25 protein-coding genes are annotated in these 25,483 nt (G+C 58.1%); 14 read left to right on the forward strand and 11 right to left on the reverse strand.

What is annotated here, in order from left to right; all coding sequences use genetic code 11:
• The 6 genes from QLG09_RS04240 (at window position 1) to hycI (ending at window position 4,907) form a co-directional block, all read left to right on the forward strand.
• Window positions 1–924 carry a respiratory chain complex I subunit 1 family protein gene (locus QLG09_RS04240; protein WP_049022822.1) on the forward strand — a complete coding sequence of 308 codons (924 nt, stop codon included), beginning with the start codon at window positions 1–3 and terminating at the stop codon, window positions 922–924.
• Between the two features lie 15 nt (window positions 925–939).
• Window positions 940–2,649 (forward strand): formate hydrogenlyase subunit HycE, encoded by a 1,710-nt coding sequence (gene hycE, locus QLG09_RS04245; RefSeq protein ID WP_025203377.1) that lies wholly within the window; start codon window positions 940–942, stop codon window positions 2,647–2,649.
• A 93-nt stretch (window positions 2,650–2,742) separates the two neighbouring features.
• Window positions 2,743–3,285 (forward strand): formate hydrogenlyase complex iron-sulfur subunit, encoded by a 543-nt coding sequence (locus QLG09_RS04250; RefSeq protein ID WP_014171363.1) that lies wholly within the window; start codon window positions 2,743–2,745, stop codon window positions 3,283–3,285.
• Window positions 3,285–4,052: an NADH-quinone oxidoreductase subunit B family protein gene (locus QLG09_RS04255; RefSeq protein WP_014171362.1), complete on the forward strand. Its 768-nt coding sequence runs from the start codon at window positions 3,285–3,287 to the stop codon at window positions 4,050–4,052. The genes QLG09_RS04250 and QLG09_RS04255 overlap by 1 nt, the downstream gene beginning before the upstream one ends.
• The gene (locus QLG09_RS04260) at window positions 4,049–4,459 is read left to right on the forward strand and encodes a formate hydrogenlyase maturation HycH family protein (protein WP_020883837.1); all 411 of its coding nucleotides are present in this window, start codon (window positions 4,049–4,051) and stop codon (window positions 4,457–4,459) included. Before QLG09_RS04255 ends, QLG09_RS04260 begins: the two co-directional genes overlap by 4 nt.
• On the forward strand, window positions 4,452–4,907 hold the full coding sequence (gene hycI, locus QLG09_RS04265; protein ID WP_014171360.1) for a hydrogenase maturation peptidase HycI: 456 nt from the start codon (window positions 4,452–4,454) through the stop codon (window positions 4,905–4,907). The genes QLG09_RS04260 and hycI overlap by 8 nt, the downstream gene beginning before the upstream one ends.
• Window positions 4,908–4,988: 81 nt before the next feature.
• On the opposite strand, the gene QLG09_RS04270 is transcribed toward hycI, so the two are convergent.
• Both QLG09_RS04270 and ascF read right to left on the reverse strand, forming a co-directional pair.
• On the reverse strand, window positions 4,989–6,413 hold the full coding sequence (locus QLG09_RS04270) for a 6-phospho-beta-glucosidase (protein ID WP_020883838.1): 1,425 nt from the start codon (window positions 6,411–6,413) through the stop codon (window positions 4,989–4,991).
• A gap of 18 nt (window positions 6,414–6,431) precedes the next feature.
• Window positions 6,432–7,883, reverse strand: a complete 1,452-nt coding sequence (gene ascF, locus QLG09_RS04275; protein ID WP_020883839.1) for a PTS cellobiose/arbutin/salicin transporter subunit IIBC — start codon at window positions 7,881–7,883, stop codon at window positions 6,432–6,434.
• A 214-nt stretch (window positions 7,884–8,097) separates the two neighbouring features.
• Here ascF and QLG09_RS04280 point away from each other — a divergent pair, with 214 nt between their 5' ends.
• The 4 genes from QLG09_RS04280 to QLG09_RS04295 all read left to right on the forward strand — a co-directional run bounded on the left by QLG09_RS04280 (window position 8,098) and on the right by QLG09_RS04295 (window position 13,044).
• The gene (locus QLG09_RS04280) at window positions 8,098–9,111 is read left to right on the forward strand and encodes a LacI family DNA-binding transcriptional regulator (RefSeq protein WP_049022820.1); all 1,014 of its coding nucleotides are present in this window, start codon (window positions 8,098–8,100) and stop codon (window positions 9,109–9,111) included.
• A 134-nt stretch (window positions 9,112–9,245) separates the two neighbouring features.
• On the forward strand, window positions 9,246–9,791 hold the full coding sequence (hydN, locus tag QLG09_RS04285; protein WP_023308960.1) for an electron transport protein HydN: 546 nt from the start codon (window positions 9,246–9,248) through the stop codon (window positions 9,789–9,791).
• A 6-nt stretch (window positions 9,792–9,797) separates the two neighbouring features.
• Window positions 9,798–12,020, forward strand: a complete 2,223-nt coding sequence (gene hypF / locus QLG09_RS04290; RefSeq protein ID WP_049022819.1) for a carbamoyltransferase HypF — start codon at window positions 9,798–9,800, stop codon at window positions 12,018–12,020.
• Window position 12,021: 1 nt separating this feature from the next.
• Window positions 12,022–13,044: a HoxN/HupN/NixA family nickel/cobalt transporter gene (locus tag QLG09_RS04295; RefSeq protein WP_040018923.1), complete on the forward strand. Its 1,023-nt coding sequence runs from the start codon at window positions 12,022–12,024 to the stop codon at window positions 13,042–13,044.
• Between the two features lie 120 nt (window positions 13,045–13,164).
• Here the strand turns inward: QLG09_RS04295 and norW are convergent, their stop codons facing one another.
• Together norW and norV are read right to left on the reverse strand one after the other, a co-directional pair.
• Window positions 13,165–14,298: an NADH:flavorubredoxin reductase NorW gene (gene norW / locus QLG09_RS04300; protein WP_049022818.1), complete on the reverse strand. Its 1,134-nt coding sequence runs from the start codon at window positions 14,296–14,298 to the stop codon at window positions 13,165–13,167.
• A complete protein-coding gene (gene norV / locus QLG09_RS04305) occupies window positions 14,295–15,734 on the reverse strand; it encodes an anaerobic nitric oxide reductase flavorubredoxin (RefSeq protein ID WP_047356664.1) in 1,440 nt (479 codons plus the stop codon). Before norV ends, norW begins: the two co-directional genes overlap by 4 nt.
• 187 nt (window positions 15,735–15,921) lie before the next feature.
• Here norV and norR point away from each other — a divergent pair, with 187 nt between their 5' ends.
• Window positions 15,922–17,436 carry a nitric oxide reductase transcriptional regulator NorR gene (gene norR / locus QLG09_RS04310; protein WP_049022846.1) on the forward strand — a complete coding sequence of 505 codons (1,515 nt, stop codon included), beginning with the start codon at window positions 15,922–15,924 and terminating at the stop codon, window positions 17,434–17,436.
• On the opposite strand, the gene gutQ is transcribed toward norR, so the two are convergent.
• The 7 genes from gutQ to srlA all read right to left on the reverse strand — a co-directional run bounded on the left by gutQ (window position 17,433) and on the right by srlA (window position 22,338).
• Window positions 17,433–18,398 (reverse strand): arabinose-5-phosphate isomerase GutQ, encoded by a 966-nt coding sequence (gene gutQ / locus QLG09_RS04315; protein ID WP_020883846.1) that lies wholly within the window; start codon window positions 18,396–18,398, stop codon window positions 17,433–17,435. The two genes, norR and gutQ, sit on opposite strands and share 4 nt — an antisense overlap.
• Window positions 18,391–19,164, reverse strand: a complete 774-nt coding sequence (locus QLG09_RS04320) for a DNA-binding transcriptional repressor (RefSeq protein ID WP_014171348.1) — start codon at window positions 19,162–19,164, stop codon at window positions 18,391–18,393. Before QLG09_RS04320 ends, gutQ begins: the two co-directional genes overlap by 8 nt.
• A gap of 63 nt (window positions 19,165–19,227) precedes the next feature.
• On the reverse strand, window positions 19,228–19,587 hold the full coding sequence (gene gutM / locus QLG09_RS04325; protein WP_020883847.1) for a transcriptional regulator GutM: 360 nt from the start codon (window positions 19,585–19,587) through the stop codon (window positions 19,228–19,230).
• A 61-nt stretch (window positions 19,588–19,648) separates the two neighbouring features.
• Window positions 19,649–20,428: a sorbitol-6-phosphate dehydrogenase gene (srlD, locus tag QLG09_RS04330; protein ID WP_014171346.1), complete on the reverse strand. Its 780-nt coding sequence runs from the start codon at window positions 20,426–20,428 to the stop codon at window positions 19,649–19,651.
• 15 nt (window positions 20,429–20,443) lie between these two features.
• A complete protein-coding gene (srlB, locus tag QLG09_RS04335; protein ID WP_032678837.1) occupies window positions 20,444–20,806 on the reverse strand; it encodes a PTS glucitol/sorbitol transporter subunit IIA in 363 nt (120 codons plus the stop codon).
• Between the two features lie 12 nt (window positions 20,807–20,818).
• Complete coding sequence (locus QLG09_RS04340; protein WP_014171344.1) at window positions 20,819–21,778, reverse strand: PTS glucitol/sorbitol transporter subunit IIB; 960 nt, start codon at window positions 21,776–21,778, stop codon at window positions 20,819–20,821.
• Window positions 21,775–22,338 (reverse strand): PTS glucitol/sorbitol transporter subunit IIC, encoded by a 564-nt coding sequence (gene srlA / locus QLG09_RS04345; protein WP_014171343.1) that lies wholly within the window; start codon window positions 22,336–22,338, stop codon window positions 21,775–21,777. The genes QLG09_RS04340 and srlA overlap by 4 nt, the downstream gene beginning before the upstream one ends.
• 274 nt (window positions 22,339–22,612) lie before the next feature.
• On the opposite strand from srlA, the gene mltB reads away from it, so the two are divergent.
• The 3 genes from mltB (at window position 22,613) to QLG09_RS04360 (ending at window position 25,472) form a co-directional block, all read left to right on the forward strand.
• Window positions 22,613–23,713, forward strand: a complete 1,101-nt coding sequence (gene mltB / locus QLG09_RS04350; RefSeq protein WP_025203388.1) for a lytic murein transglycosylase B — start codon at window positions 22,613–22,615, stop codon at window positions 23,711–23,713.
• Window positions 23,714–23,961: 248 nt separating this feature from the next.
• Window positions 23,962–24,615 (forward strand): ATP-binding cassette domain-containing protein, encoded by a 654-nt coding sequence (locus QLG09_RS04355; protein ID WP_049022815.1) that lies wholly within the window; start codon window positions 23,962–23,964, stop codon window positions 24,613–24,615.
• Window positions 24,612–25,472 carry a metal ABC transporter permease gene (locus tag QLG09_RS04360; protein ID WP_025203390.1) on the forward strand — a complete coding sequence of 287 codons (861 nt, stop codon included), beginning with the start codon at window positions 24,612–24,614 and terminating at the stop codon, window positions 25,470–25,472. The genes QLG09_RS04355 and QLG09_RS04360 overlap by 4 nt, the downstream gene beginning before the upstream one ends.
• The last annotated feature ends 11 nt before the right edge of the window (window positions 25,473–25,483 follow it).

Below are 25,483 nucleotides of genomic sequence, written 5' to 3' on the forward strand. Positions count from 1 at the left end.
ATGAGTCTGTTACTGGCAATACTTCAGGCGCTGGTGCTATTTGCCATGGCGCCGTTGCTCTCCGGGGTGAGCCGCGTGGCGCGTGCCCGGATGCATAACCGTCGCGGGCCTGGTGTACTCCAGGAGTACCGTGATTTGTTCAAGCTGATGGGACGTCAGAGCGTTTCCCCGGACGCGGCAGGATGGGTCTTTCGCCTGACACCGTTTGTGCTGGCTGGCGTCATGCTCACCATCGCCACGGCGTTACCGGTCGTCGCCGTCGGGTCGCCGCTGCCGGTGCTGGGCGATCTCATTACGCTTATCTACCTCTTCGCCATCGCGCGTTTCTTCTTCGCGATTGCCGGCCTTGATACCGGCAGCCCGTTTACCGGGATTGGTGCCAGCCGCGAGGCCATGCTCGGCGTGCTGGTTGAGCCGATCCTGCTGCTCGGCCTGTGGGTCGCTGCGCAGGTCGCGGGGTCAACCCATATCAGCTTTATCACTCATACCGTGTATCACTGGCCCGTGGACCGTTCCCTTCCGTTGCTTTTGGCGCTCTGCGCCTGCGCATTCGCGACGTTTATCGAGATGGGCAAACTGCCATTCGACCTCGCGGAAGCGGAGCAGGAGCTGCAGGAAGGTCCGTTGACTGAGTACAGCGGTTACGGCTTTGCGGTGCTGAAGTGGGGCATCAGCCTCAAACAGCTGGTGGTGCTGCAGATGTTTGTCGGTGTCTTCTTCCCGTGGGGGCAGATGACGCACTTTTCCGCGGCCGGTCTGGTGCTGGCGGTGGTCGTTGCCGTGCTCAAGCTACTTGTCGGCGTGCTGGTGATTGCCCTGTTTGAGAACAGCATGGCGCGTCTGCGTTTTGTGGCGACGTCGCGCATCACCTGGGCCGGTTTTGGTTTTGCATTTTTAGCGTTCGTCTCCTTGCTGGTGGCGTGATTAAAGAGAGTTTTTATGTCTGAAGAAAAGAAAGGTCAGCAGTATCTCGCCGCGTTGCACCAGGCCTTCCCGGGCGTGGTGCTGGAGGAGTCCTGGCAAACCAAAGACCAGATAACGGTGACCGTGAAAGTGAACTACCTGCCGGAAGTGGTGGAGTTTCTTTACTACCAGCAGGGTGGCTGGCTGTCAGTGTTGTTCGGCAACGACGAGCGTCAGCTGTGCGGAAACTATGCGGTTTACTACGTGATGTCGATGGAGCAGGGCGAGAAGTGCTGGCTCACCGTGCGTGTCGAAGTGGATCCCAACAAACCGGAATACCCGTCTGTCACCCCGCGCGTGCCCGCCGCCGTCTGGGGCGAGCGCGAAGTGCGCGATATGTATGGTCTGCTCCCGGTTGGGCTTCCGGATGAGCGCCGTCTGGTGCTGCCGGACGACTGGCCAGACGAACTCTATCCCCTGCGCAAAGACAGCATGGATTACCGTCAGCGTCCGGCTCCGACCACCGACAGCGAGACTTACGCGTTCATCAATGAGCTCGGCAGCAAAAAGAACAACGTGGTGCCGATAGGCCCGCTGCACGTCACGTCTGACGAGCCGGGCCACTTCCGTCTGTTTGTCGACGGCGAGAATATTATTGATGCCGACTACCGCCTGTTCTACGTGCATCGCGGGATGGAAAAGCTGGCGGAAACCCGGATGGGATATAACGAAGTGACGTTCCTCTCTGACCGCGTGTGCGGCATCTGCGGGTTTGCCCACAGTACCGCCTACACCACCTCGGTGGAGAACGGCATGGGGATTGTGGTGCCGGAACGCGCGCAGATGATCCGTGCCATCCTGCTGGAGGTGGAGCGTCTGCACTCGCACCTGCTGAACCTCGGTCTGGCCTGTCACTTTGTCGGTTTTGACTCCGGCTTTATGCAGTTTTTCCGCGTACGTGAAGCCTCCATGAAGATGGCGGAGATCCTGACCGGGGCGCGTAAAACATACGGTCTGAACCTGATCGGCGGGATTCGTCGCGATCTGCTGAAAGATGACATGATCCAGACCCGCCAGCTGGCGCAGCAGATGCGTCGCGACGTTCAGGAGCTGGTGGATATGCTGCTCAGCACGCCGAACATTGAGCAGCGTACCGTCGGTATTGGCCGACTGGATCCGCAAATCGCCCGCGATTTCAGTAACGTTGGCCCCATGGTTCGCGCCAGCGGCCACGCCCGCGATACCCGCGCCGATCATCCGTTCGTCGGCTACGGCCTGCTGCCTATGACCGTGCACAGCGAGCAGGGCTGCGACGTTATTTCGCGTCTGAAGGTGCGTATCAACGAGGTCTTCACCGCGCTGAACATGATCGACTTCGGTCTGGATAATCTGCCGGGCGGTCCGCTGATGGTTGAGGGCTTCACCTACATTCCAAACCGCTTCGCGCTGGGGTTTGCCGAAGCCCCGCGTGGAGACGATATCCACTGGAGCATGACCGGTGACAACCAGAAGCTCTACCGCTGGCGCTGCCGTGCGGCAACCTACGCCAACTGGCCAACCCTGCGCTACATGCTGCGCGGCAATACGGTATCCGATGCGCCGCTGATCATTGGCAGCCTCGATCCGTGCTACTCCTGCACCGACCGCATGACGGTGGTGGATGTGCGCAAGAAGAAAAGCCAGGTGGTGCCGTACAAAGAGCTGGAGCGCTACAGCATTGAGCGTAAGAACTCGCCGCTGAAATAGGGGATTTTGTGCAGGCTGATGCCCTCACCCTGACCCTCTTTTTGATGAGAGATCCGGGTGCGGAGCACAGGCAGCACATAAGCAGGAGTCAACATGTTTACCTTCATCAAAAAAGTGATCAAAACCGGGACGGTGACCAGCCGCTATCCGCTGGAGCCGATGCCGGTCGATAAAAACTTTCGCGGCAAGCCGGAGCACAACCCGCAGCAGTGCATCGGCTGTGCTGCCTGCGTTAACGCCTGCCCGTCAAATGCCCTGACGGTGGAAACCGATCTGAAAACGGGCGAGCTGGCCTGGCAGTTCAACCTCGGGCGCTGCATTTTCTGTGGCCGCTGCGAGGAGGTTTGCCCGACGGTGGCGATCCGTCTCTCGCAGGAGTACGAGCTGGCGGTCTGGAAGAAAGAGGATTTCCTGCAGCAGTCGCGTTTCGCGCTGTGCAACTGCCGTGTCTGCAAACGCCCGTTTGCCGTACAAAAAGAGATCGACTACGCCATCGCGCTGTTGCAGCACAACGGTGATGCCCGCGCGGAGCATCATCGCGAAAGCTTTGAAACCTGCCCGGACTGCAAACGGCAGAAATGCCTGCTGCCGTCGGACCGCATCGATATTACCCGTCATATGAGAGAGGCCAGCTGATGGAAAACCTGATCGGCCCACGCGACGCTAACGGCATTCCGGTGCCGATGACGGTGGAGGAATCCATCGCCAGCATGAAGGCCTCGCTGCTGAAAAACATTAAACGTTCGGCCTATGTGTACCGCGTGGACTGCGGCGGCTGCAACGGCTGTGAGATTGAGATCTTTGCCACGCTGTCGCCCCTGTTCGACGCCGAACGCTTCGGTATTAAAGTGGTGCCTTCGCCGCGTCATGCGGACATTTTGCTGTTTACCGGTGCCGTTACCCGCGCCATGAGATCGCCAGCATTGCGTGCCTGGCAGTCCGCACCGGATCCAAAAATCTGTATCTCTTACGGTGCCTGCGGCAACAGCGGCGGTATCTTCCATGACCTGTACTGCGTCTGGGGCGGCACCGATAAAATTGTTCCGGTGGATGTCTACATTCCCGGTTGTCCGCCAACGCCTGCGGCCACGCTGTACGGTTTTGCCATGGCGCTCGGGCTGCTGGAGCAGAAAATACATGCCCGTGAACCGGGTGAACGCGACAACCAGGCTGCCGCAATTCTGCACCCGGATATGGTGCAGCCGCTGCGCGTGAAGGTCGATCGCACGGCGCGCCGGCTCGCGGGGTATCGCTATGGTCGCCAGATTGCCGACGATTATCTGCGTCTGCTGAGTCAGGGCGATCATCAGGTCACGCGCTGGCTGGAGGCGGAAAACGATCCTCGTCTTAATGAGATCGTCGCGAACCTGAATCAGGTGGTGGAAGAGGCGCGTATCCGATGAGTGAAACGGTGGTGTTCAGTCAGCTGAGCCGTAAGTTTATTGATGAGAACGATGCCACGCCGGATGCGGCGCAGCAGGTGGTCTATTACAGCCTGGCCATTGGGCATCACCTCGGGGTGATAGATTGTCTCGAAACGGCATTAAGCTGCCCGTGGCCTGATTATCTGGCGTGGATCGCCACGCTGGAGGAGGGCAGTACGGCGCGCCGCAAAATGGAAGGCGTGCCGAAGTACGGTGAGATCGTTATCGACGCCAACCACATTGCGATGCTCGCCAGTGCTTTCGACGCCGCGCTGAGCGTGCAAACCCCACAGCAGCAGGCCTGGAGCAAAATTTTGCTCAGCATGCTGCATGATATTCATCAGGAGAGTGCCATCTACCTGATGGTGAGGAGATTACGTGACTGATGTTTTACTGTGTGTCGGCAACAGCATGATGGGCGACGACGGCGCGGGCCCGCTGCTTGCACAAATGTGTGCCGCGCATCCGCAGGGTGAATGGGTGGTTATTGACGGCGGCAGCGCACCGGAAAACGATGTGGTGGCGATCCGTGAGCTGCACCCGGACAGGCTGCTGATTGTGGATGCAACCGATATGGGACTTAATCCGGGGGAAACTCGCCTGATTGATCCGGATGACATCGCCGAGATGTTTATGATGACCACCCACAATATGCCGCTGAACTATCTGGTCGATCAGATTAAAGACGATGTGGGAGAGGTATTGTTTCTGGGCATTCAGCCGGACATCGTTGGGTTTTATTATCCGATGACGCCGCCGGTGAAAGAGGCCGTCGAAGAGGTTTACTCCCGGCTTGCCGGATGGCGTGGGGACGGCGGTTTTTCCCGACTGTGAGCAGTGCCGGGTGGTGGTAGCTTCCACCCGGCCTGGACACTCCCTCGCCCTCGCCCTGTGGGAGAGGGCGAGGGCAATAGGCTACGCCAGATCCGCGCCGTTACTTGCAATCACCTTCTTATACCACCAGAACGATTTCTTACGCGTTCTGTCCAGCGTACCGTTGCCCGCGTCGTCGCGGTCAACATAGACAAACCCGTAGCGTTTGCTCATCTCGCCCGTGGATGCGGCCACCAGGTCAATGCAGCCCCAGGTGGTGTAGCCCATCAGCGGTACACCGTCTTCTATGGCATCGCCCATCGCACGAATATGTTCGCGCAGGTAGCTGATACGGTAGTCGTCATTAATCTCACCGTGTTCATCCATGACGTCTTTCGCGCCGAGGCCGTTTTCCACCAGGAACAGCGGCTTCTGATAGCGGTCGTACATCATGTTCATGGTGATGCGCAGCCCCAGTGGGTCGATACCCCAGCCCCATTCGCTGACCTGGATGTGCGGGTTGCGCAGGGATTTCACGATATTCGCCGCATTAGTATTACTGGCGTTCATGTCCGCCGACGCGCAGCGCGAGGCGTAATAGCTGAACGACACAAAATCGACGGTGTTTTTCAGCAGTTCATCGTCGCCAGGGTCTTTGACAATCACCACCCCTTTTTCGCGGAACACGCGGGCAGAATAGGCCGGGTAGCTGCCGCGCGCCTGCACGTCGATAAAGAACAGGTTTTCGCGGTCTTTCTCCAGCGCCATCCACACGTCTTCCGGTTTGCAGGAGTAGGGGTAGAAGTTGCCGCCGGCCAGCATACAGCCGACCTGGTTTTCCGGGTTCACCTCATGGGCGATTTTGGTCGCCAGGGCGCTTGCCACCAGTTCGTGATGCGCGGCCTGATATTTCACCTGATCTTCGTTCTCACCCTCTTCAAACACCAGCCCCGCGCCGGAGAACGGGCTGTGCAGCATGATGTTGATTTCGTTGAAGGTGAGCCAGTATTTCACCAGACCGTTAAATTCTTCGAAACAGGTACGGGCATAGCGGGCGAAGAAATCGACCATCTTGCGGTTGCGCCAGGATCCATACTCCGTGACCAGATGCATCGGTACGTCGAAATGGCACAGGGTGACCAACGGTTCGATGTTGTATTTTTTGCACTCTTCGAACACTGCGCGGTAGAAGGCAATCCCCTCTTTATTGGGCAGTGGCTCATCGCCGTTCGGATAGAGGCGGCTCCAGGCAATCGAGGTACGAAATACCGTAAAGCCCATCTCCGCCATCAGGGCGATGTCTTCTTTGTAGCGATGGTAAAAATCAATCGCCTCGTGGCTCGGGTAAAACTCGTCGTCACGCAACGTAAAACGTTTTTCCTTACCGACCTTCACCGCCAGACGATTCGCGCCGTGGGGGATCATATCGACCGTCGTCAGTCCTTTGCCGCCTTCACGGTAAGCCCCTTCACTCTGGTTGGCGGCAAGCGCGCCGCCCCATAAAAATCCTTGTGGAAAAACAGACATCTTTACCTCGCTATAAATTTAGACTTGTGCTGCTTTGGCCTGAACCGGAGCGCTCTGCAGGGCGCGTGCTTTCTCAGCGTCGTCTTCGACCGGGATATCTTCAAAACCTAAAATCAGGGTCAGAACAAACGAGAGCACAACCGCCAGCGCCATGACCCCGAATACCCAGACGATGGTCATCGGGTTGGCCGGATCGAAGAACTGTACGCTGGTAAACAGCCCCGGCGCCGCCATTGAATGGCTGGCAAGACCGGCTATGCCAGCCACTGCCCCGCAGATGAAGCCGCTGATAAGGCTCGCAATCAGCGGGCGTTTCAGGCGTACCGCCACACCATAGAGGGCAGGTTCTGAAATGCCTGCCATGATGGCAGAAGCCGCTGCCGCCAGCGCCGTCTGGCGCAGTTCCGGGTTTTTCGTTTTCCATGCCACCGCCAGCGATGAACCGCCGAGCGACAGGTTGGCTCCGATTTCCGACGGCATAACCATTCCCTCTTTGCCCGTCTCGGCAATGGTCTGAATGATCGTCGGCGTAAATACGCGGTGCATCCCGGTCATCACCAGCAGCGGCCAGAGGGCGCCCATAATGGCCACGGAGAGCCAGCCCAGATAGCCGTGAATAGTGTAGACCAGCGCTGAAATCGCGCTCCCGATCCAGATCCCGAGCGGCCCTATCAGCACAATGGCGAGCGGGGCGGCAATCAGAACGATCAGCATCGGTTTAAGGAAGTTTTTCGTGACCGCCGGCGTAATACGATCAACCCAGCGCTCGATGTACGACAGGCACCAGGTCATCACCAGCGCCGGGATGACCGTGTAGGTGTATTTCACTGCCGTCACCGGAATAAAGGCGAATTCAACGTGCTCGCCCTGTGCGGCTTTCGCCATCAGTTCGATAAAGCCCGGGTGTACCAGCACGCCCGCGATGGCAATCGCCAGCGACATGTTGGTTTTGAATTTCACTGCGGCAGAGGCGGCGACCATCAGCGGCAGGAAGAAGAACGCGCCATCGCCAATCAGCGTCAGAAGGGTGAGCGTCGGTGCCCCTTTTTCCAGCGCGCCGGTCATCTCCAGGATCATTGCCAGCAGTTTGACCATTGAACCGCCGATGATCGCCGGGATCAGCGGTGACATGGTGCCGATCAGCGCATCGAGGATCCCGGCACCGATGCGGCGCAGGGTCATTTTTTGCGGGCCTTCCGGTACGGCAGGCTGCAGGTCGGTGGGCAGCAGGCTTACCACTTCGCGGTAGGCCTGAGACACGGTGTTGCCAATGATCACCTGGCACTGGTTGTCGTTGCGGACCACGCCGAGCACGCCGTTAATGCTTTTCAGGCGCGGGGCATCGGTGAGGCTTTCGTCTTTGAGGACGAAACGCAGTCGCGTCATGCAGTGGGTGACGGCGACGATGTTGTCTCTGCCGCCGAGCGCGCTGACAACGTCATTCGCCAGCGCAGCGTAATTTTTGGCCATCGGATGTAATCCTGTTATCGTTGTGAGAAATGTAGGAAACCGGTTCCACATAATCATCAATAGTTTCTTTGAATGAAACAAGATCACATTTTGTACATTTTTTCATTTCGTGATGATGATCACCTGAAGGGGTAAAAAGCGTGATATCGCCGCTGCGACAATTTTTCTGCAGTGCAGTACACTGCGCCCTGGTAGTTTCAAACGGAAGATTACGATGACCACGATGCTTGAAGTCGCGAAGCGGGCAGGCGTTTCGAAAGCGACGGTTTCCAGGGTATTGTCGGGCAATGGCTACGTCAGCCAGGAGACCAAAGACCGGGTGTTTCAGGCGATTGAAGAGAGCGGCTATCGCCCGAATTTGCTGGCACGAAATCTGGCGACCAAACGTACCCAGACGCTGGGTCTGGTGGTCACCAACACCCTTTATCACGGCGTCTATTTTAGCGAACTGCTCTTTCACGCCGCCCGCATGACGGAAGAGAAAGGGCGGCAGCTGATCCTGGCGGACGGTAAGCACAGTGCGGATGAAGAGCGCGAGGCCATTCAGTATTTGCTCGATATGCGCTGTGACGCGGTGATCATTTACCCGCGTTTCCTGAGCGTGGATGAGATGGACGATATCGTTGAGAAATGCGAACAGCCGATTATGGTCCTCAACCGCCGCTTACGGAAAAACAGCAGTCACAGCGTCTGGTCAGATCATAAAGCCTCCTGCCAGGACGCCGTGTCGCAGCTGATTCAGAAAGGGCACCGGGAGATTGCGTTTATCACCGGTTCGCTGGATTCTCCCACGGGCGTTGAGCGTCTCTCGGGCTACAAAGATGCCCTGGCGCAACACCAGATCCCGCTGCGCCCGTCGCTGATTGCGCAGGGGAAATGGAACCCGGCCAGCGGTGCGGCAGCGGTGTCTGAGCTGCTTTCGCGCGGTGAAACCTTTTCGGCGCTGGTGGCGAGTAATGACGATATGGCGATTGGTGCCATGAAACAGCTGCATGAGCGCGGGATCGCCACCCCGGATGCCGTGTCGGTGATTGGCTTTGACGATGTGGCCATCGCCCCCTACATCGTCCCCTCGCTCTCCAGCGTGCGCATTCCGGTGACGGAGATGATCAAAGAGACCATTAGCCGCCTGATCTTCCTGCTGGATGGCGGTGAGTTTAAGTACCAGCAAACCTTCTCCGGCGAGCTTATCCTGCGTGACTCGGTTATTGACGGGCCTCACCGCTGATGTCGACAGCTGTCATCGTCAGAAGTGACGATGACAGCCCTGCTGTCATTTTATAAACTGCATAAAATCAACAGGTTAATAATTGGCACGGTTTATGTATATCTCCGCGCAGGACTGTAATGCTGGAGAAGCAGATGAACCGTTTTATTATGGCCGATGCCAGTAAATGCATTGGCTGCCGTACCTGTGAAGTGGCGTGTGTGGTTTCCCATCAGGCGGAGCAGGATTGCGCGTCGCTCACCCCTGATACCTTTTTACCGCGGATCCACGTCATTAAAGGCGTGAATATCTCCACTGCCGCTATTTGTCGCCAGTGTGAGGATGCGCCGTGCGCTAACGTCTGCCCAAACGGAGCCATCAAACGTGAGAAAGGATTCGTGCATGTGATGCAGGAGCGCTGCATCGGCTGCAAAACCTGTGTGGTTGCCTGCCCGTACGGTGCGATGGAAGTCGTGGTGCGTCCGGTTGTGCGCAACAGCGGCATGGGGCTGAGCGTGCGCGCGGAAAAAGCGGAAGCCAATAAATGCGACCTCTGCTACCACCGTGACGCCGGCCCGGCCTGTATGGAAGCCTGCCCGACGCACGCCCTGGTCTGCGTGGATCGTGACAAGCTTGAGCAGATGAGCGCGGAAAAACGTCGTCGTGCCGCGTTCGACACATCATCGTCACTGCTGTTTTAAGTCGCGATGGGCGATAACGGCGTACAGTTGCGGGTGCGCGGCAAGGTGCAGGGGGTAGGGTTTCGTCCCTTCGTCTGGCAGCTGGCGCATCAGCTACAGCTGACGGGTGACGTTTGTAATGACGGAGAGGGCGTGCTGGTGCGTCTCGCGGGTAATGGGGGGGCCTTTACTGCGAGGCTGCATCAGGACTGCCCACCGCTGGCACGTATCGATGCTGTCGACAGCCAGCCGTTCACCTGGGCAACGGTGCCGCAGGCGTTCACCATTCGCCATAGCGCGGGCGGAGCGATGGACACCCAGATTGTGCCGGATGCCGCCACCTGCCCGGCGTGCCTGGCTGAAATGCGCGATCCCCGAGCGCGGCGTTATCGCTATCCGTTTATCAACTGTACCCATTGCGGTCCACGTTTTACCATCATTCGCGCCATGCCCTATGACCGCCCGGCCACGTCAATGGCGGCATTTCCCCTCTGTGAGCCGTGTGAAACCGAGTACCGCAATCCCGCTGACCGCCGTTTTCACGCGCAGCCGGTAGCCTGTCCGGATTGCGGACCCGAGCTGGAATGGCGCGCGGGCGAGACCGTTGCCACCCGCGAGTCTGCGCTGAGTGCGGCGGTCCACATGCTCAAAAATGGCGGGATTGTCGCCATCAAAGGGCTGGGCGGTTTTCACCTTGCCTGTGACGCATCCAACGCGCAGGCGGTGGCAACCCTGCGGGCGCGCAAACAGCGCCCGATGAAGCCACTGGCGGTCATGATCCCGCAGGCGGAGGGAGTGCCGGAATCAGTGCAAACGCTGCTGCGCTCGCCCGCAGCGCCCATCGTGCTCACGCCAAAAGCATGGTGTCCTCCGCTTCCTGACGCGATCGCGCCAGGGCTGGACACCGTTGGACTGATGCTGCCCGCTAACCCGCTACAGCATGTGCTGATGATGGACTGTCAGCGCGCGCTGGTGATGACCTCCGGCAACCTCAGCGGGCGTCCGCCGGCCATCACCTGCCAGCAGGCACTGGATGAACTGGGCGACATCGCTGACGGATTCCTGCTGCACAACCGCGACATCCTGCAACGTATGGATGATTCCGTGATGGATCAGGACGGTATGATGCTGCGTCGCGCGCGCGGTTTTGTGCCGGATGCCATCACGCTGCCCGCCGGTTTCAGCGCTGTCCCGGCGATGGTGTGCACCGGTGCTGATATGAAAAATACCTTCTGTCTGGTGCGCGGTAACCAGGCGGTACTGAGTCAGCACTTTGGCGATCTGAGTGACGACGGTGTCGAGGCCCAGTGGCGTTCGGCGCTGTCGATGATGCAGCAGATCTATGCGTTTCAGCCGCAGCGCGTGGTATGCGACGCCCATCCGGGCTATCACGCCCGACAGTGGGCGCAAGCCCAGGCTTTGCCGATCGACACCGTGCTTCACCACCACGCTCACGCGGCGGCATGCATGGCAGAAAACGGCTGGCCGCTTGAGGGCGGAGATGTCATTGCCCTGACGCTGGATGGGATCGGCATGGGTGAAAACGGCGCGCTGTGGGGCGGGGAGTGCCTGCGGGTAAACTATCTCGACTGCGAACGTCTGGGCGGTCTGCCTGCGGTTGCGCTGCCGGGCGGGGACAGGGCTGCCATGCAGCCGTGGCGCAATTTACTCGCCCACTGCCTGGCGTTTGTGCCGGACTGGCAACAGTACCCGGAAACGCGTGACGTTCAGCGGCAAAACTGGCCGCTGCTGGCTACGGCCATTCAGCGCGGTTTAAACGCGCCGCTGTCCTCATCCTGCGGACGTCTGTTCGACGCGGTGGCCTGCGCGCTCGGCATCACGTCAGAAACCCAGAGCTACGAAGGTGAGGCCGCCTGCCGGCTTGAAGCGCTGGCCGCGCAGTGCCACAACGTTCAACACCCGGTTACGCTTCAGGCCGAAAACCTTACGCGCTTCTGGCAACAGTGGCTGAACTGGCAGGCGGAACCCTGCGAGCGGGCATGGGCGTTTCACGATGCGCTGGCGAAAGGGCTGGCGGAGCTTGTCACCTCCCATGCCCGGCGACTGGGGCTTTCCACCGTATGCTTCAGCGGCGGCGTGTTACATAACCGTCTGCTGCGCGCGCGACTGCGCCATTACCTCTCAGACTTCACGCTGCTTTTTCCTCATCATCTGCCGTCAGGTGACGGCGCTATCTCCTTCGGGCAGGCGGTGGTTGCTGCCGCCCGGTCATGTTCACAAAGGATGTAAAATGTTACGACTCTTACGCAATGAACCCCGCGCGGCGTTTCTGCTGCTGGCTCTGGTAATGGCTAATCTTCTGGCATGGGGCTGGGCATGGCAAACCTTCAGCGGCAGTACGGCGCTGATGGCCGCCAGCCTGCTGGCCTGGTGTTATGGACTCCGTCATGCGGTGGATGCCGACCACATCGCGGCCATTGATACCGTCACGCGTAAGATGATGCAGCAGGGTAAACGCCCTTCCGGCGTGGGGGCATGGTTCTCTCTGGGACACTCCACCATTGTGGTGCTGGCCTCCATTGCCATTGCGGCCACCGCCACGGCGTTTCAGAAGAATATGGCATGGTTTCATGAAACCGGCAGCCTGATTGGCACCGCCGTTTCTGCAACGTTTCTGCTGGCGATGGCGCTGGTCAATCTGGTGATTTTGCGCGGCGTGTGGCGTAATTTTCAGGCGCTGAAGAACGGTCAGGTCACGCGTGACGACATCACGCTTCCGGCATCAGGCGGAGTCATGAACTGGCTGTTTGGCGCAACGTTCCGCCTGGTGAACAAGAGCTGGCAGATGTACCTGGTCGGTTTCCTGTTTGGTCTGGGGTTTGATACCGCGACGGAAATCGGTGTGCTTGGGATTTCAGCCGCCAGCGCGTCAAATGGGATGTCAGTCTGGTCCATCATGATCTTCCCGGCGCTGTTTGCCAGCGGTATGGCGCTGGTCGATACCCTCGACAATCTGCTGATGGTCGGCGCTTACGGCTGGGCGTTTAACAAGCCGCAGCGCAAGCTTTACTACAACATGACCATCACCGGTACCTCCGTGGTGGTGGCGCTGTTTATCGGCGGGCTGGAAGCTCTGGGTCTGTTGATGGATAAGTTTGCCCTCAGCGGAGGCCTCTGGGATCGCATTGGCGCAGTTAATGACAACCTCGGTAACGCCGGGTTTGTGGTGGTCGGGCTGTTCGTTGCCTGCTGGCTGATTTCCATGATCAACTATCGCTGGCGCGGCTACGATGCGCTTGTCGTGCGCTCCTGACGCGGCGTCTGAACATCATTGTCGTTATCTGGCTAAACGACGTTGAAAAAAAGCCCCGGGACATCGGGGCTGTGGACCATAAAATCCAAAGGTTACGTTAGCGCGGCAGGCGAATCAGCGTTAAGCGGGTAATGATTTCAGCAGAGCGAAAGCCTCTTTCATCCGGTCTTCGCTCACCACAAAGGCACGCATTTGTCCTTCGCAGTCGCACCCACGAGCCACCATTCCCTGAGGTTCAATGGTGAGTTGCCAGTGCAGATCCGGACGCTCGGTTTCGCCTGCCAGGTGCAGCGGGAGCGCCGGCGTTTTTACTTTTACCAGCATGGCGGGTAATTTCAGTGGCGCACTGCCGCCAGACAGGTTTTTCGCCAGGTACATCGCGCTCAGTTGAATGGGCTGCAGGAAGGGCAGGACCTGTCCGTTAATTTCAGCGCAGTCACCCAGGGCGTAAATATCGGGCTGCGTGGTTTGCAGGTAGCTGTCTACCTTCACGCCACGACCTGTTTCCGCGCCGGCGCGATGCGCCAGCGCCGTTTCCGGACGCAGGCCCGTGGCGGCAACCACCACATCCACCTCAACGCTGCGGCTGCGGTCGAGCGTTGCATGAATCCCACTCCCGGTTTTCTTCAGGCTTTGCAGCTGGGATTTCAGCAGCAGATGTACGCCCATATCGGTCAGACGATGCTGTAAGCGACTACTTACTTCTGCGGGCATCAGCGCCGACAAAATGCTTGCCGCATGGTCGACCAGGGTGACGGTTTTGCCCGCCCGGTTAAAATCCATCGCCAGCTCTGTGCCAATCAACCCTGCGCCGACAATCATCACCCGCTTCGCGTCACGCAGCAGGGTTTCACTGGCCTGATACGCCTGCTGGCTGTTGAGGGTGATCATCAGTTCCCGGCCTTCCACCGGCGGGACAAAAGCAGACGCCCCTGTCGCCAGTACCAGCTTGTCGTATTGCCAGGTTTTGTCTTTTGCTTTCACCACATGGGCGGCGGCGTCGATATCGGTTATCCAGGTGTGCGGAAATAACCGCAGACTAAACTGTTCCGCGAACGCCCCCGCGGTCTGGCGGGTGAGGTCTTCGGCTCGCTGATTCTGGCTGATAACGTGGCTTAAATCAGGCTTGTTGTACTCGTCCATGCTGTCGGCGGCAATGAGCGTCAACGGCACGCTGGCGTCTTGTTTGCGAATGTTTTTCGCCAGCTGGCGGGCGGCAAAGCCCGAGCCGATGATAACGATACCGTGGTTCATTGTGCCTCCGTCGCCAGTTCGTCAAAGACCTCTTTTCCCAGGGAACATTCCGGGCAGAGGAAATTGTCCGGCACGTCGCACCAGGGGGTACCGGGGGCAACATCCTGCAGCGGCTCGCCCTGTGCCGGGTCGTAAATCCACTGGCAGACGCTGCACTGCATGCGAGGGCCAACGTCAGCGACCGCTGCGGCGCAGGCTTGTTGCGGCGCGGGGTTTTTGGCGTTCATGTCGGGGAGCGGCGCGAGCGCCCACTGACGCGCAATGTCACGGCCATGCTGGCGGCACAATTCAAGCGCGTCGATGTCCGGACGCCATTTCGCCTTCAGGCTCATGGACATCTCAAAACCGGCATCCTGCAAACGCGTGGAGAGCCGGTCTACTGCGCCGCCGCTCCAGCCGTGGGAGCCAAATGCGCTGGCCCGTTTATTACGAAAGCGCAGGCCGGTCATCTCTTCTACAAGGCCCGCAATTTTCGGCATCATCACGTTGTTCATCGTGGAGGTGCCCACCAGCACGCCCTTGGAGCGGAAGACGTTGGTCAGGATCTCGTTTTTATCGCTACGCGCCACGTTGAAGATTTTCACCGCCACGTTCGGGTCGACTTCGTTAATACCCTGCGCAATGGCGTCCGCCATCATGCGGGTGTTATTAGACATGGTGTCGTAGAAAAGCGTGATACGGTCTTCCTGATAATCCGCGGCCCATTTGAGGTACAGCTCCACGATCTGGGTGGGGTTTTCGCGCCACACCACGCCGTGAGAGGTGGCAATCATATCCACGGGCAGGTTAAAGCCGAGGATTTCGGTGATTTTTGGCGTCACCAGACGGCTGAACGGCGTCAGGATATTGGCGTAGTAGCGCTGACACTGTTCGAATAGCTCAGTTTGATCCACTTCGTCGTTAAACAGGCGCTCGTCACAATAGTGCTGGCCGAAGGCATCGTTGCTGAACAGCACCGCATCGCCGGTCATGTAGGTCATCATACTGTCGGGCCAGTGCAGCATCGGGGTTTCAACGAAGATCAGCTGTTTGCCGTTGCCGATATCCAGCGTGTCGCCGGTTTTGACGGTGTGGAAATTCCACTCCGGGTGGTGGTGATGGCCGTTAATCGAGTCGATGGCGTTGGTGGTGCAGTAAATCGGGGTGTCGGGAATGCAGGACATTAACTCGGTCAGCGCCCCGGCATGATCCTCTTCCGCATGGTTAATGATGATGTAGTCGATATCAGCAAGATCGATTTCACTGCGCAGATTTTGCACGAACTCCCGGCTGAATTTGTGATCGACGGTATCGATGAGCACGTTTTTGCCTTCACGGATGAGATAGCTGTTGTAGCTGCTGCCGCGCAGCGTTTTGTACTCCGTTCCGTGAAAGTCACGCACTTCCCAGTCACGTTGGCCAACCCAATGAATGTTATTTTTAACCAGAATAGACATAGCAACCTCAATTAATACGGCGTTTTTCAAATAAGATGTCTAGCCTTTATCAAGTTGCGTGCCAGTTTTTCATGTTGCTGTTTTTTATGGTTTTTTGATTTTATCATCCGTAATGGGTAGTCAATATGACTATCTGATTTATGGTCATTGTGACAATATGCATGGTCAAAATGACAGTGAGGCGCAGATGAGCTTTTCCGTGGACGTACTGGCAAAAATTGCCATTGAACTGCAAACCGGTATCGGTCATCAGGACCGTTTTCAGCGGCTGATTTCGACGCTGCGCCACGTGCTGGCGTGCGATGCGTCGGCACTGCTGCGCTACGACGCCCGGCAGTTTATTCCGCTGGCTATCGACGGGCTGGCGCAGGACGTTCTTGGGCGACGCTTCTCCCTGGAAGGCCATCCGCGTCTGGAAACCATCGCCCGGGCCGGTGACGTGGTGCGCTTTCCGGCGGACAGTGATTTGCCCGACCCTTACGACGGGCTGATCCCGGGGCAGGAGAGCCTGAAAGTTCATGCCTGTATCGGTCTGCCGCTGTTTGCCGGACAAAACCTGATTGGGGCATTAACCCTCGACGGCCTGTCGCCGGATCAGTTCGACACCTTTAGCGATGAAGAGCTGCGGCTGATTGCCGCGCTGGCCGCCGGTGCGCTGAATAACGCGCTGCTGATCGAACAGCTTGAGAGCCAGAACATCCTTCCCGGCAGCCCGTCGGCGTTTGAACCGGTGGCACACACGGAGATGATTGGGCTGTCACCGGGGATGGTGCAGCTAAAAAAAGAGATCGATATCGTGGCGGCCTCGGATTTAAACGTGCTGATTTTCGGGGAAACCGGCACCGGTAAAGAGCTGGTGGCGAAGGGCATCCACGAAGCCTCGCCGCGCGCGGTCAACCCGCTGGTGTACCTCAATTGCGCCGCGCTGCCGGAAAGCGTGGCGGAAAGTGAACTGTTTGGTCACGTCAAAGGGGCGTTTACCGGGGCGATCAGCAACCGCAGCGGCAAATTCGAAATGGCGGATAACGGCACGTTGTTCCTCGATGAAATTGGCGAACTGTCGCTGTCGCTTCAGGCCAAACTGCTGCGCGTCCTGCAGTACGGCGATATTCAGCGCGTCGGCGACGATCGCAGCCTGAGAGTCAACGTGCGTGTGCTGGCGGCAACCAACCGCGACCTGCGCGAAGAGGTGTTGGCCGGGAATTTCCGCGCTGACCTGTACCATCGTCTGAGCGTGTTTCCGCTTACCGTGCCGCCGCTACGCGAGCGCGGTGACGATGTGGTGCTGCTGGCGGGTTTTTTCTGCGAACAATGTCGGTTACGAATGGACCTTTCCCGCGTGGTATTAAGCCCCGGCGCGCGAGCCCATCTGATGCGCTACGGCTGGCCGGGAAACGTGCGCGAACTGGAACATGCGATTCACCGCGCCGTAGTGCTGGCGCGGGCGACACGTTCGGGAGATGAGGTGGTGATCCACGCGCGGCATTTCGCATTGCAGGATGACACCGCCTCGTTCGTTACGCCCGCCGCGCCGGAAATGGCCCATGAGAACCTGCGGGAAGCAACAGAAGCGTTTCAGCGTCAGACTATCGCCCGCGCGCTGGAGCAGAATAACCGCAGCTGGGCGGCGTGCGCGCGAGCGCTGGAAATGGACGTCGCCAACCTGCACCGGCTGGCGAAACGTCTGGGACTCAAAGGTTAAATAATCCCGGCCTGGTAGAAATCCTGCAGGTTGATGGCGCCGCACAGCTTGCCGTGCTCATCCACCACCGGCGCGGCGGTGATTTTGCGTTTCATCAGCACCTCTTTGGCTTCGATGGCGCGGCTCTCGGCGTTCAGGGTCAGCCCGCCCCGGGTCATCGCTTCCGAAACCTGGGATTCCAGCTTGCCGCCGCCCACCAGCCAGCGGCGCAGGTCGCCGTCGGTAAACACGCCTTTAACGCTACCGGTTTCATCGCACACCGCTACCAGACCCAGCCCGGTGCGGCTCAGTTCCAGCATCGCATCCATTACGCTGGTGTTGAGTTTGACCTGCGGAATGGCCTCGTCGGTCCGCATCAGATGATGAACCTTATTGAGCAGTCGCGCACCGAGCGCGCCCGCCGGGTGCGAGCGGGCAAAATCTTCTTCGTTAAAGCCGCGTGCCTGCATTACCGCCATTGCCAGCGCGTCGCCCATCATCAGCGTATTTACGGTGCTGGAGGTGGGGGCGAGGTGCATCGGGCAGGCTTCGCGCTCAACGGAGATATCAAGCGTGGCCTTGGCCGCCAGTGCCAGCGGTGAGCGGGATTTACCGGTCATCGCCAGCAGCGCGACCGATTTTTCCTGCAGACGCGGGATGATGAGATCCAGCTCTTTGGCCGAACCGGAGTAGGAGATAAACAGCATCACGTCGCGGCTTTCAATCATCCCCAGATCGCCGTGCAGCGCTTCGGCCGGATGCACGAAGAATGCCGGTGTGCCGGTGCTGGCAAGCGTAGCGGCAATCTTTTTGCCGATATGACCGGACTTGCCGATCCCGGAGACCACCACTTTACCTTCGCACTGGATAATGGTGTTTGCCGCGCGCACAAAATCCTCGCCCAGACGTTCCGGCAGGCGGCTGGCTTCCTGCAGCTCCAGCATCAGGGTCTGGCGGCCTGCGTTTAACAGAAAATCACTCATCTCTCTCTCCGGTTACAATCACGTCGATCCCTTTCTCTTCCAGCGCTTTTTTGAACGCCGGGTCGATACCTGCGTCGGTAATGAGCTTATCGACGCTTTCAAGGCTGCAGACTATGTTGGGACTTTTACGGCCAAACTTCGACGAGTCTGCCATCAAAATCACTTCGCGCGCGGCGTTGCACATCGCTTTGCTGACGCTGAACACCTCGTTAAAGGTCGTCACGCCGGCGTTCAAATCGATACCGTCCGTGCCCATAAAGAGTTTATCAAAGCTGAAGTGTTCAAAGGCGTTTTCCGCCAGTTGACCGTGAAACGACGCAGATTTTTTACGGAACGTCCCGCCGGGCATCAGAATGGTTTGCTCGCTGTCGAACTCCGACAGGGCGTTGACGATGTGCAGACTGTTGGTCATCACCGTGATGTTGTTAAAGCGGCTGAGCATCGGGATCATCTGCAGCACGGTGCTGCCTGCATCAAGGATAATGGAGTCGCCATCATGGATAAATTTTACGGCGGCCTCGGCAATCAGCGCTTTCTGGTGAGTATTGATCAGCGTTTTGTGATCGATAGGCGGGTCGGCTTCATCTTTGTTGAGCATCACGCCGCCGTAGGTTCGGATGACTGCACCAGAGTTTTCGAGCAATACCAGATCCTTTCGTATTGTCGTGCCGGTGGTGTCAAAGTAGTGGGCCAGTTCTTCTACCGAGCATTTTCCCTGCTTTTGCAGATGCTCCAGAATGGCCGCCTGACGCTGACGTGGTTTCATAGGCGCTCAATTCCTTAGGTTGCGAAATGATAATTTCGCAAGCTTATCGCGTTCACAACGAAATTATCCATGTTTCAGATTAAGCGCTAATGATAGAGCATTCTGACAGAGCGAATCATGGGGAAAGATCACATCGGGTTGTAATTCCTGCAGCGATATCCCGTTAATCGCCTGGATTTTCGCCGGGCGGGCAAAAACGGTCATCCCGCGCATGATGAGGGAATCGCAGACCCTATTGTGTTCGTCCAGCGCAATGGCAACCACCACGCGCGGTTTGAAACGCCCGCCGGAACGCCCGACGCCCACGCGCCCTTTCTGACAAAGGGCATCAAACGCGCGGTTAAACTGGCGGATTTGCCAGCCGCCAAAGATCAGTTGGCACATCCAGGCGATGGCGGCGACGGTAATGAGTGCGGTAACCATACGAGCTCCTTGTTGTCCCCTCTCCCGAAGGAGAGGGGGATACGGGCATCAGCGTGTTCGATCAGAACATCACCTGCCCGCCGGTGACATTAATGGACTGCCCGGTGCAGTAAGAGGCTTTGGGGCTGGCATAAAACAGCAGCATGTTCAGCACGTCCTGATAATCGCAGCCGCGCTTCAGCGGCACTTTGTCGATGTAATACTGCTCCACTTCCTCCTCTTTCAGCCCGAGCTTGGTGGCATATTGTGGCAGCAGGGACTGGAACATCGGCGATTTCAGCAGGTTGCCCAGCATCAGCGAGTGAACGGTAATGCCATATTCGGCCAGATCGAGGGCCAGAGATTGCGTCAGCCCTACGCCGCCAAATTTCGCCGCGCTGTAACCGGAGTTGTGTTTGCTGCCCACTTTGCCCGATTTCGAGTTGATCTGGATGATGCGCCCCTGAATGCCATCGCGGATCATCAGACGGGAAAACTCGCGTGCGCAGAGGAAATAGCCCACCAGGTTAACCTGCAGGGAGCGGTCGAAATCCCCCAGTTCGAAATCGCTGATAAAGGCCGCTTTGGCTATCCCTGCGCTGTATACCAGCAGGTCGGTACGGCCAAAAATCTCGTCCACGCCGCGGGCCAGCGCCATTACGCTCTGCTCGCTGGTGGCATCAGCACCAAATCCGTAGGCCATCCCTTCACCCAATTCGGTGTTGATGGTGTCCGCCACGCGTGCGGCTTTTTCACTCTGAATATCCACTACCGCCACGCGGTAACCCTCTGCAGCAAGCCCACGGCAGAGGAACTCGCCTAAGGTTTGTCCCCCACCAATGACAACGGCAACCTGACTCATATCTTTCTCCTTAAATTACGCAACAAACTTCAACGTGCAGCCTGGGGTGACAGCCTGCGGAACCGGGCCATCCACATGAACCGTACCGGGATATTCCGCCTGCGGCTGGCCATCAAAACGCAAAGTGATATGGCCGAGCTCCCGCAGGTTTTGTTCGGCCACGTCGCCGACGGCGGTCACGGCGTAGCGCGCGTCACCCAACTCCAGCTGGCTCCCGGCCTTCAGCTCACCGTTCATCTCGCCGTGACAGTGGATAAAGCAAAACTCTTCGATATCCGCGGGCGCGCCTTCGCGGAAGGTAATCAGCATCTTGTCGCTGAGCGCATCGGCCGCGCTCTGGCCAATGCGGGTGATGGTGGTCTGGTAAATTACGGTCATCACAGGAACCTCTTATTGGTAAATAAAGCCGGAGACAAACCAGGCAATCAGCACCGTCGGTGCGCCGGTCAGGAAACGGCTGACCAGTACAGAGGGCACGCCAACGCGCACGGTGTCCTGGCGCGCTTCTGCCAGCGACAGCCCGACAGGAATGAAATCACACGCCGCCTGGGCGTTAATGGCAAACAGGGCGGGCAGAGCCAGATGCGGGGGAATGTTGCCAAGGCCAATCTGCACGCCAATCAGCACGCCGATAACCTGCGCAATGACCGCGCCTGGGCCGAGAAACGGCGACAGCAGCGGGAAGGAGCAGATCAGCGCCAGCGTCACCAGCCCTAGCGGGTGGCTCGCCAGCGGGGCGAGGCCATGGGCAATCCAGTCGCCCAGACCCGAGGCCATGATGATGCCGATCAGCGCCGAAACGAATGCCATAAACGGCAGAATGGTTTTCAGCACCGTGTCGATGGTGTCGCGCCCGGACTGGAACAGCACGGCCACGGCAGAGCCCATCCCCATTCCGACTTTTGCCAGCAGGCCGTCACTCTGTTCGGTGATTTTTTTACTCGTGTCGTAATCGCGCGGGGCCGCTTTCTGAGGGGCAGCAGACCCCTGTGCCAGGTGAATGTTTTCCTCTTTCACGCCGGAGACATAAATGTCCTCCAGGATGTACTGCGCCAGCGGACCTGATTTACCGGTGGAATGGATATTCACGGTAGGAATACGCCGCTTGGGGTAGATGCCGCAGCGCAGCGTGCCGCCGCAGTCAATCACCGCCACGCCAATTTCCGCTTCAGGCGGTTCGCCCTCTTTGAAGCCGTCGACCGCTTCCCAGCCGGTCAGCTCACGCAGTTTGTCGACAATGGCCGGACGTGTACCTGCGGTGATATAGACGATTTTTTTGCCTTCAGTGGCGTCGAATTCCAGCGGGCCGCCCCAGCCGCCCGTTCCTTTTTCAATGCGAATACGGCTCATGCTGCGGCTCCTGAAAGATGGACTTTCTGTTCAAGCTGGATACCCATTTTCTTCTCGAAAATGGCGGTGGTGAGGTCCGTGACCCAGCCGCGGAAAAAGTTGGTGACCAGACCGACCAGCAGATAACTCACCGCCAGCGGACCGAGCGGCAGGCCAAGCGTGGTCAGGCCGCTGGCAATGCCCAGATAGACAAACAGCTCGCCGGGGTTGATATGCGGGAACAGGCCATTCATGGAGTGGCAGCTGTAGGAGGCTGCGGCGTAATAGCTGGGTTTGTACTTTTCAGGCATAAAGCGGCCGAGGCTCAGCGTCATCGGGTTGCAAAAAACAAACGTACCGATGAAGGGCAGAACCAGGTAACGGGACAGCGGATTGCCGGCGCAGCGCTGGGCAAAGCGTTCAATGCGTTGCTGGCCGATAAAGTTAATCAGCGCGTTCATGATGACCAGCAGGCTAATCAGTAGGGGCAGGATCCCGGTCACCATGCCGGTGAACACTTCTCCGCCTTTCTGAAACAGCCCGATGAACCACTCGGCGCCGTGGGTGATGGTTTCTATCATTCTTCTCTCCTGTGGGGCTTTTTTGTTTTTGTATAACCGAGGCTAATAATAATCACTTTGAAAGGTTTTAAAGTGTTAATTAGATCTCACAATGAAAGGAAAATGGATTATTTTGAAAGTTAATTGCCGACGGGAGTCTTGGGTGGACGAAAATCGCACAGATTTGCGATGGGGAGCGTAAAGATTTGGTGGGGGAGGTGCGTACCACTTCCTTGAGGTGTTGCGGATGCTTTACCATACTGGGTTCTTATCGAACCCGTTAAATGGATGTCACATGTTCAAGCGTCGTTATGCAGCGTTGTTACCTGCGCTTATTCTGCTGTCTGCCTGTAGTAGCAAACCCAAGACCGAAGCCGTGCAGCAAACGGCTGGCGCGCCTTCCGGAGGATTCCTGCTGGAGCCGCAGCATAATATGATGCAGATGGGCGGCGACTTTGCGAATAACCCGGCGGCCGAGCAGTTCATCGATAAAATGGTGAGCAAACACGGTTTTGACCGCCAGCAACTGCATGAAATTCTGTCGCAGGCGAAGCGACTGGATTATGTTCTGCGTTTGATGGATCGCCAGGCACCGACGGCTCAGGTACCGACCGGGCCAAATGGCGCATGGCTGCGTTATCGCAAACAGTTCATTACGCCGGATAACGTGCAAAATGGCGTGGTCTTCTGGAACCAATACGAAGATGCGCTGAACCGTGCGTGGCAGGTGTATGGCGTACCGCCTGAAATCATCGTCGGGATTATCGGCGTGGAAACCCGCTGGGGCCGCGTGATGGGCAAAACCCGTATCCTCGATGCGCTGGCGACGCTCTCCTTCAACTACCCGCGTCGCGCTGAATATTTCTCGTCTGAGCTGGAAACCTTCCTGCTGATGGCGCGCAATGAACAAGATGACCCGTTAGATCTCAAAGGCTCGTTTGCCGGTGCGATGGGCTACGGCCAGTTTATGCCGTCCTCTTATAAGCAATATGCCGTCGACTTTAACGGAGATGGTCATATCAACCTGTGGGATCCGGTGGATGCCATCGGCAGCGTGGCAAACTACTTTAAAGCGCACGGCTGGGTGCCGGGCGGTCAGGTGGCGGTGCAGGCTAACGGCCAGGCACCAGGGCTTGAGAACGGCTTTAAAACCAACTACAGCGTTTCGCAGCTGGCCGCTGCAGGCTTAACGCCAACGCAGCCGCTGGGAAATACGCAACAGGCGAGCCTGCTGCGTCTGGATGTCGGTACGGGTTATCAGTACTGGTATGGGCTGCCTAACTTCTACACCATCACCCGCTATAACCACAGCACTCACTATGCGATGGCCGTATGGCAGCTGGGGCTGGCGGTGTCACAGGCGCGCGTGCCTGCCGCGTCGCCGTTCAGTCAGTAACGCTTGATGTTCAACCCTCGTCCGCCGGGAGAGGGTTGGGCTGATATCCAGAAACATTTCGCCACACTCCCGTTAATCTCCGCTCATTTACATCCGCATTATCTTTCATTATTGTTATGTTATAACATTTGATGTGGTGATGAGATGTCTACTTCCTTTTTTTCTCTGTCTGCGCCGGTCCGGCTTCTGATGGCGCTGGCGCTGATTGTCTTTATCGGGCTGGCCGTGTGCTGGGCGGTGGCATTGCCATGATTGTGATGAGTCAACTCACGGCGGGTTACGACCGCGAGCCGGTCACGCGTCCTCTTTCCGGGGTGATTGAATGCGGGAGCATGACCGCCATCCTCGGGGCCAACGGCTGCGGTAAATCAACGCTTCTGAAAACCCTCGCCGGGTTTATCCCGCCGGTAAGCGGCCGTTTTCACTGGCAGAAAAAACGCCCGGTAATGGGCTGGCTGGCACAGCGTCATGCCCTGGAGGCGCAATTTCCGCTAACCGTACAGGATGTGGTCAGCATGGGCTGCTGGCCTGAAACGTCGCTTTTTTCTGGCCTTCGCCGTGAAATGCGGCTGCGCATTGCCGGTGCGCTTGAGCGGGTGGGGCTTGGAACGATGGCGCTAACGACCATTGATGAGCTCTCCGGCGGTCAGTTTCAGCGCATGCTGTTCGCGCGGGTATTAGTGCAGCAGGCGCCGCTGGTCATGCTCGATGAGCCCTTTACCGGCGTTGATGAAGCTACCTGTAATGTGCTGATGGACCTGATGCTGGAAATGTATATGCAGGGGCAAACGGTGCTTGCGGTGTTGCACGACAGCGAGCGTGTATCGCGCCACTTCCCGCAGACGTTACGGCTGGACGCTGATATTCCCCAGTGGAAAACCGAGCGGGTGCGGGTGGCATGATCTGGCATATCTTTTTTCAGCCTTTTATTGAGTATGGCTTTATGCGCCGCGCGCTGGTGGTTTGCCTGGCGTTGTCCGTCAGTACCACTGCTCTGGGCGTTTTCCTTCAGCTGCGCCGGATGAGTCTGATGGGCGATGCCCTCTCTCACGCCATTTTGCCCGGTGTCGCGGTGGGGTATTTGCTCAGCGGTATGTCGCTGCTGGCCATGAGCGTGGGAGGCTTTATTGCCGGTATTACCGTGGCGCTGGTGGCCGGGCTGGTCAGCCGTCGAACGCCGCTTAAAGAGGACGCCAGTTTTGCCGGGTTCTATCTTGGTTCGCTGGCGCTGGGCGTCACGCTGGTATCACTGCGCGGTTCGAACGTCGATCTTCTGCACCTGTTGTTTGGCTCCATCCTGGCGGTGGATAACGATGCCGCGCTGTTTGTGGCAGGCGTTTGCATGTTCACCCTTATCACGCTGGCGATTTTCTACCGTGGGCTGGTGACCGAGGCCTTTGACACCGCCTGGCTGCAGGTAAACGCCCGCCATGTTCCCGGCTTATTACACGGCCTGTTTCTGGCGCTGCTGGTGCTTAACCTCGTTGCCGGTTTTCAGGTGCTTGGCACGTTGATGGCGGTCGGGCTGATGATGCTCCCTGCGGTAGCGGCACGCTGCTGGGCACGCACCTTACCCGGACTGCTATTGATGGCGGGTATCAGCGGTATTTTCTGCGCGTGGCTCGGACTCAGTCTCTCCTGGGCCGCCAGCCTGCCCGCGGGGCCGTCCATCGTGCTTACCGCCAGCGCGCTGTTCTTTATTTCCATTTTATTTGGCACGCGCAGCAGGCTGGCTGGCAGCCTGCGTGCGCTTTTTTAACGCAAGGGGAA

This window comes from Enterobacter sp. V89_11, from assembly GCF_029967775.1.
GTDB classification, from domain to species: Bacteria; Pseudomonadota; Gammaproteobacteria; order Enterobacterales; family Enterobacteriaceae; genus Enterobacter; species Enterobacter ludwigii.